10 protein-coding genes are annotated in these 7,291 nt (G+C 30.5%); 5 read left to right on the top strand and 5 right to left on the bottom strand.

Annotated elements, in window-relative coordinates; all coding sequences use genetic code 11:
* Window positions 1-226 precede the first annotated feature (226 nt).
* Window positions 227-991 (top strand): hypothetical protein, encoded by a 765-nt coding sequence (locus HNP63_RS05720; RefSeq protein WP_183227479.1) that lies wholly within the window; start codon window positions 227-229, stop codon window positions 989-991.
* Window positions 992-1,019: 28 nt separating this feature from the next.
* Here HNP63_RS05720 and bdr (HNP63_RS05715) read toward each other — a convergent pair whose 3' ends face one another.
* From bdr (HNP63_RS05715) to HNP63_RS05695, 5 genes are all read right to left on the bottom strand, one after another.
* Window positions 1,020-1,688, bottom strand: a complete 669-nt coding sequence (bdr, locus tag HNP63_RS05715) for a Bdr family repetitive protein (RefSeq protein WP_183227477.1) — start codon at window positions 1,686-1,688, stop codon at window positions 1,020-1,022.
* A gap of 187 nt (window positions 1,689-1,875) precedes the next feature.
* A complete protein-coding gene (gene bdr / locus HNP63_RS05710) occupies window positions 1,876-2,445 on the bottom strand; it encodes a Bdr family repetitive protein (protein WP_183227475.1) in 570 nt (189 codons plus the stop codon).
* A 58-nt stretch (window positions 2,446-2,503) separates the two neighbouring features.
* Complete coding sequence (locus tag HNP63_RS05705) at window positions 2,504-3,040, bottom strand: DUF226 domain-containing protein (protein ID WP_183227473.1); 537 nt, start codon at window positions 3,038-3,040, stop codon at window positions 2,504-2,506.
* Between the two features lie 154 nt (window positions 3,041-3,194).
* Window positions 3,195-3,548, bottom strand: a complete 354-nt coding sequence (locus HNP63_RS05700) for a hypothetical protein (protein WP_235685167.1) — start codon at window positions 3,546-3,548, stop codon at window positions 3,195-3,197.
* A 63-nt stretch (window positions 3,549-3,611) separates the two neighbouring features.
* On the bottom strand, window positions 3,612-5,114 hold the full coding sequence (locus HNP63_RS05695) for a plasmid maintenance protein (protein ID WP_373477052.1): 1,503 nt from the start codon (window positions 5,112-5,114) through the stop codon (window positions 3,612-3,614).
* Window positions 5,115-5,430: 316 nt separating this feature from the next.
* Between HNP63_RS05695 and HNP63_RS05690 the strand changes: the two genes are divergently transcribed.
* From HNP63_RS05690 to HNP63_RS05675, 4 genes are read left to right on the top strand one after another with little or no spacing between them, the layout of a single operon-like run.
* The gene (locus HNP63_RS05690) at window positions 5,431-5,844 is read left to right on the top strand and encodes a hypothetical protein (protein WP_183227469.1); all 414 of its coding nucleotides are present in this window, start codon (window positions 5,431-5,433) and stop codon (window positions 5,842-5,844) included.
* Window positions 5,837-6,529, top strand: a complete 693-nt coding sequence (locus tag HNP63_RS05685) for a DUF261 family protein (RefSeq protein WP_048830800.1) — start codon at window positions 5,837-5,839, stop codon at window positions 6,527-6,529. The genes HNP63_RS05690 and HNP63_RS05685 overlap by 8 nt, the downstream gene beginning before the upstream one ends.
* A complete protein-coding gene (locus HNP63_RS05680) occupies window positions 6,529-6,900 on the top strand; it encodes a hypothetical protein (RefSeq protein WP_048830799.1) in 372 nt (123 codons plus the stop codon). The genes HNP63_RS05685 and HNP63_RS05680 overlap by 1 nt, the downstream gene beginning before the upstream one ends.
* A gap of 2 nt (window positions 6,901-6,902) precedes the next feature.
* Window positions 6,903-7,289 (top strand): BBA14 family lipoprotein, encoded by a 387-nt coding sequence (locus HNP63_RS05675; RefSeq protein WP_012615069.1) that lies wholly within the window; start codon window positions 6,903-6,905, stop codon window positions 7,287-7,289.
* Window positions 7,290-7,291: the final 2 nt, after the last annotated feature.

The raw sequence follows: 7,291 nt of genomic DNA, 5'->3' as shown, positions 1-7,291 counted from the left end.
AATCTTTGGAGATAAAATATCTATACTAAATAATAATAATATTTATTATTATTATTTAGTATAGATATTTTATCTCCAAAGATTAACCCAAATATCCTAAACCTTGGTTCAAAAAACGTGAACTTTAACCCAAAAATCTGAAGAAATTTCAAGAAACGTAAACTTTAACCTAAAAATCTGAAACTCTAAATTTTGACTATTTTACATAATATTATATAATATTAATATGTTTTTACTCAAATTTTTTTCTAAAACTAAGCCTACCAAGAAAAAAGATTACTATAAAATAAATCCGGATGAATTCATTCTAATTAGCGAGCATCTTATCAATGCTACTAGCACTACTCACCAATTACTTGGAATTATCATGGCTTCTGGAATGCCATTAACTCATCTAAAAAATCAAAATATCAAAACTCCTTATAATTTCAAATCTGATATACTTTCTTATACGTTGGACAACGGTTTACAAATTCAAACATATTCTCTAATCTGCTCTAATAAAATTTCTAGATGCATTGAAAATCTAAACAAAAGTGAACTACTATCTATTAGTGCAGACAAAATTAATTATGTAGCAAAAAATATATTTGACTTCAATATAACTACTAAACAGCTAAAAATTGTTTACTCTCTGATTGCAAAATCAAAAGAAACTCTACATGAAATCAAATATAACTCTAACTCACAAAACTTTCTCCTAGTAAAAACACCTTGTATATTAAATCTGTACCAAAAACTCAATTACATTAAGTCATTTACACCTTTAAGGCTAAATCAAAACAATCTGAATTATTATCTAAACAGCTCTAATGAGCTTACGTCTACTATTGCAAATTTAATTTTAAATTTTTTTACTAAAAATGAATCTTGCAAAAATTTGTATAATCTAAAATTATACATTAATGCGAACCTAAAACATCAAGGAATCTATAATAATACCAGTAAATTACAAAGGTTAATTATAGCTAAAATATTTTCTCTTAATTAATTGACCGGGGTGAAAAATTTTTTGCAAGCTAATTCAAATGGCTGCCAATCAGCGAAACAACATAAGGAACTAAAATAGATATCGCAATAGGAATTACTACTATTGCCGCAATGGTTATTATTCTGTTGCTCACCTTGAATTTTTCTAATAATAATTGATTATTGGTTTCAATTTTTTCTAATAATAATTGATTATTGGTTTCAATTTTTTCTAATAATAATTGATTATTGGTTTGCATCTCTTTTTTAAGATTTTGCTCCAAATTAGACATGTCTTTTTGCAAATTCTTTTCTACAGCATCAATCTTAGCATCTAAGTTAGCTATGTCTTTTTGCAAATTCTTTTCTACAGCATCAATCTTAGCATCTAAGTTAGCTATGTCTTTTTGCAAATTCTTTTCTACAGTATCAATCTTGGTATTAAGTTCACTTTTTACAGTATCAATCTTGGTATTAAGTTCACTTTTTACAGTATCAATCTTAGTATTTAAATTCTTTTCTATAGTATCAATCTTGAACTCAAGATTCTCAAACTTTAAACCAAATTGTTTTTCTAAATTTTCTAAATCTCTATACGTAAGCTTATTGTGATAATATCTTTTAGATAAATCTTGTGCTATTAGTTGCTCCATTCCTAGTCTAAGGAACTCTTTATATATTTGTTCTTCAGTAATATTGATTGTTGATACTAATTCCATAATTCCTCACTTACTAAGTGTAGTATAACACAAATTACAGCCAAATAATAGTAAATTTTCAAGTTTAACAAGATAATAACAAAGAATTCTCCACCTATAATTTCTATGAAATTTAGGTGGAGATGAATTTATTAATAGATAGATTTATTTTGATTTTGAATTATGGGTAAAAAATTCTTTGTAATTTCTATTTGAGATAGCTGTCAATTATCGACATAACAATATTTGCCATACTAGATATAGCAATAGGAACTACTAATACTGTAATAAGAATTATTATTCTGTTGCTTACCTTGAGTTTTTCCGATAATAATTTACTATTAATTTGAATATCTTTTCGTAGATCTTGTGCCAAATTAGACATATCTTTTTTTAGATCTTGTGCCAAATTAGACATATCTTTTCGTAGATCTTGTGCCAAATTAGACATGTCTTTTTGCAAATTCTTCTCTACAGTATCAATCTTGGCGTCCAGGTTATCTACTTTGATACTTAAACCATCTATTTTGGCATTAAGCTCATTTTTTATACCATCAATCTTAGTATCTAAATTTTTCTCTACAAAAGAAATTTCAGAAATAAGATTATCAAACTTTATTCCAAATTGTTTTTCTAAATTTTCCAAATCTCTATATGTAAGCTCATTGTGATAATATCTTTTTGACAAATCTTGCGCTATTAGTTGTTCCATTCCTAGTCGAAGGAACTCTTTATATATTTGCTCTTCAGTAATATTTGTTGTCAACACCGATTTCATAATTTCTCACTTACTAAATGTAGTATAACACAAATTACAGCCAAATAATAGTAAATTTTCAAAACTTACGAAATCGACTGCGTACACGCAGATGGGATGGGGGATTGATCAGATTGCCAATTTGATCTAGCATTTCTTCCCTTTTTTGCTTAATTTTTGCAACCCACTTAGTAATAATTCCTTCGGGCTGTAACTCTTTGGAGTAAAACTTGAACACTTCTTGTTCTAACTTCAAAAGTTTCTTATACAATTTTCTAATAGACCGAATATCCCGACCGTTAATGAAATAAGATATAGTATGAACATACAGGAATACACTTCCCGTTTTGAACCTAAATTCAAGGTAATAAGCCTTATTGAAGGTTTTGAATTTTTTTTTAGAAAATCTACAAACAGACGCATAATCGGTGAAAAACCTATTTCCCTTGATTCTTTTGTATCCGTAAAAAATTCCGTAAAACACATCACCCTCTTTCAACGGGTACAAGTAAACCGCCTTTTTCTCTTTGTTCAACGTATTGGCAAAGAAAATTGCAAACATTTTTTTGCTGGCTCTCCAAGCCCACAAAACATTCATCAATCTTGTATGATACATGACCTTACCCCCCAAAATCTCTTTTTTAAAAAAAGTATGATTATGAAAAGGTATTTGATTTTTAGTAGTTACAACAACCTTTTTTTTAGTTGGTGTTTTTTTTACTGGGCTTTTTACTACCCTTTTTATCCTAAAATTAATAGATCACTCCTTTCTAACTTCCACCTTGCCCCTTACCTGTCGATCCGGGAACTGCCGCAATACCAGAAGCCTTCTGCAACCTACCAAGAAATATATCTTTATAATCTTTAAAAATTCTGGTTAATATCTTCTTAAGACTAGCATATCTTTTTGCCTTACAAATATATTCAAGACCATCTACCTTCTCAATAGTAAATCCCAGTTTGGAGTTGTATTTCTTCTGAATCCACTCATCCAAGAACTTGTAAACGTACTCGTAGTCCAAATCTTCTGGTTTCAAATTGGGAAAATTGGTAATGGATTTGTCCTTAGCTTTGTTTTGAATTTCCGTGCTCATGTAAACATGCCAAATTCTGTCCCTTCTCAAGTAAAGTCTTCTTACTAAATGTTTCATTCTTATTTTCATTTTACCTCCTAAAGCCAAATAGGCTCAAATTACTTTTTTACTAATTCCTAAACTATCAAGTGTAAGGCCTTTGAGAGACTTGAACCCCGAAGAATCCTTAACAATGCCTTTTGTATTTTCTCTTTCGTAAATTCTTCTATGAGGCAGCTGCTGCGACTGCTGAAGCTGCGGCGGCGCGCCCCTATTTACATTATATTGCTGTTGATTCACCGAATTTGGTATTTGTTTATCAGACTGAACTTGGTTATTATTCGATCTCTCTAAACGCTCTCTACTACGATTTTCTCTCTCTTTAGCTTCCATTGCAAGCACTTTTTTCACATAATCATTAAGCTCAACTTTTTTACTTACAAATTCTGTGAATCGATCTTTCCAAATTAGATCATAATCACTAATAACCCCATCATTACGCTTCATCATCATCCAAACCTTATAACGATATTCAGAAAATTGTTCTAAGAAATGCTCGAGTATATACTTTAATTTGACATCTTTATGATCATCTAGAACCGTTTCCAAATTATTAAGCGCATTTTTGTAAGTTGATTCATTATTGCTAAGATCTTTTACTCTGTAAAGGAAATCTTTTGGAATGTCTCTTTGAATAAGTCGAGACTCTACGTCTTTTTTTTCAAAATTAATATTGTTTTTTAGAATTTTTGAATTATATATAGAATTCTTTGAATTCTTATACTTAATATTACTTATATTATCTTTATTAATAACAGGCGGCGACTCATGAGGCGACATAGTATTGACACGACTTTTACTGTGTTGGCTGTGTAAAGTAATGTCGCATGATTGTTCAAAAGTCCCATAGGAATTTTTTTCTGAAACTTTGTTATCAACAAACCTAAAGGATGTGGTATTCTTAGTATGATTTTGAAATTTGTTTTGGATATTTTGGAATTTAGAAACTTTGAACACCGCATTTTGAATGTTCCAGTCGAAGTCGCCTACTATTTTTTTGTTTGCAAGTTTTTCTTCAAGTAAAGATACGAAATATTCCCAAATTATTTCTTTGTGGTAGGCTACAAATTGCATGTTTTGAATATAATGTGCAACACTTCCATGACCGGTTTTGTGTTTTCCGAATTTTCGGAGTACGGTTTGAATTAGGCCAAGATCATTTAGAATCTTAATGTCTCGCTGGACAGTACGATTACAAACAACTCTTTTTCCATCTTTTTCTAGAAGTTTTGCTACAATTCTGTAAATGTCACAAGCCGAATAACGCTCAACCCCGAATGTTTTTTTGTAGTCTTTATTTTTAACACTGATTGCCCAGTAGACTTTCAGCATCCTTTTGTATGGGTTTACACACATTTTTTTGATCAAAGACTCAACGTAGGATACTTTTACAGTATCCGTACAAGTCTTTTTATGATTATTCTCCACCAACTTAATAAGTAAGTTTTGTGAATTGGATTTGTCTAAATTAGCTTTTTCTAATAAAATATTTTTCATAATTACATTATGAAAAACCGATTCATCACTAGTGATGAAAGGGTGAAAGTCTGGTTGCACTTGCGACTAGACTTTTCTTTTCTTTCCTCATCTATTAAAGTCAAAACTTTGTAGAGGTAATTTTATGAAAAATCCTCTCACGAAAATATTGTACAACAAATTTTGATTTTTTCAAAAAAAAAGACAAAATTATTTGGTTTTTAACAAAAAAGTTGTATATTTTACAAAATCTAATACTGTGAAAGCACTATTAGATAATTTGGACTCAATAGTCTGAATTAGCTAAGTCATGTTTTATTTATTTTGTACACGCGTGCAAAGTGGGTGAAATATGATTTTTTTTTTGTAAAAAAAATTGAAATCTGATGGAGGGTATATGGCAAAACTAAAGAAAGTAAATATTGTAAGCAGTATCATAGCCATGCTAATAATATCAATTTCTGGAATTGGTACATACGCTGTTAAAGGACTTCTAGCAGACATCAAAACTCAAGCAGCTAAGGTCAAGGCTGAAGTTTTCAAAGAACTTGAGAATTACTACAAAGTTGTTAAGAAAGAAGTTTTCAAAGAACTTGAGAATTACTACAGCGCTAAAATAAAAACCGAATTCGAAGAAATGAAAAATTCAGTAAAAGAAGATCTAAAAAGAACTACGGATTTCATCAACACTGTAAACAAAGAAAACTTAGCACAAGAAATTAGAAATATTTGCGCAAAAGAAACAATTAAAGCAGAAGAAATTCTAAGAGAACAACTAAGATCAATGAAATTGGAAAAGCTAAATGAATAAAAAAATATTTTTAAATGTTTACAATTTTTTCTATAATCTTTTGAAAGATTATTTTTTGAAGAAGTACAAATCAGAATTACTAGAAAGTGCAGAGCAATTCAAAAAGTTCGACAAAGTGATTTTCAAAGAAGTCGAAATTCACAGACTTGCGGTGCCTTTGCAAATGAAATTCAAAGAACAAAACGAAATTATCTCTAAATTTGGGTGTTATTTCCTTTGCATTTTGTTTGTTGCCCTTGTAGTAAAAGAAATCAAAAACGGTGTCGAAAAATGTTTCGATTGCTTTGAGATTGATTTGCTTTTCAAGGGACTTGTAAGTAAAGGCTGCCTAAGGGGTGACAATGCGTTTGTAAATTCTCCAAACGCAATATTTGCAAACTTAGGTATTGACGAAGATATTTACTTTGACGAAAAACATTATCCGAGTTCTTACGTGCCTTTAGAGTCGGATATTTTGATTGCAAAGTACAAAGACGAAAGTTCTAGTTTTTACCATTTTGTAATTGTGGCAAACGACAGAAAAACCGTAATTTGGGATTCACTTGGCAATTCTAAGGCCGTTTCTAACGGATACATAGATTCGCTAAGAGTTTTCAAAATTCAAAACAAAGCAATAGTACAGCGCGTAAAGAACAGACTAGAATTTTACAATGCAAAATTTAGAAACAATTTGGAGGTAGCGTAATGAACGCAGTAAAAAATATTCATGAGCTGCTAGACGCAGTGGATGTAAAAAATACACTCCTAAAAGGGTTTGAAAGCTCTTTTGGTAGAGAAAAATTAGACATAGTGAACGAAGGAATGGCCTTCACAAGCTCACTTTTAAGGTTAGTGTTTTTTTTGAAAGACAAAATCGAAAAAAGCAATGAAGACAAAGCTGCTGTTGAGCAAATTGACAAACGCTTAAAAGACACCATTGAGCTTTCAATACAAGCTTGTGAGGCTTACAGAAATTCTGGGGGTAGCTTTTGCGAATACAGAAAACTCATTAAGCTTCGAGACGAAGTTACAAAAAAAATGCTAAACGATTTACAAAATCAAGTTCACGGGGGATAACAATGCAAAAATTCAAAACAAAAATTAGTTTCATAGGTATTTTTTGGGTACTCTTACTACTACTTTCTTGTGAATCAATACCATCGCTTCCTAAAAACCCAACATTAACAAACAAAGAAGATATTTCAAGCCTAATTTCTGATGAGGCAGAACTTTTTAGATACGCAACTTCTTTGAATGTTTGGCTTTTGTCTGTAAAAGCCTATGCTAACAAGTACTATGCTGGTGAAAAGTTTCCCATTTTTGAAAATTTTAATCCTGCGGTTGACGATGAAAATGAACCTGATGACACCAATATGTTAAAAAATCGAATCGCATACTATAAGCGATACATAGAAAAAACTGAACCTATTGTATTCGATTGCTACAAAAAATATAGCAGAAGATAAGG

Origin of the sequence: Borreliella afzelii (assembly GCF_014202295.1) — a bacterium.
GTDB classification, from domain to species: domain Bacteria; phylum Spirochaetota; class Spirochaetia; order Borreliales; family Borreliaceae; genus Borreliella; species Borreliella afzelii.
Note: the sequence above shows the minus strand (reverse complement) of the source record. Positions and strands in the feature narration are given on the sequence as shown.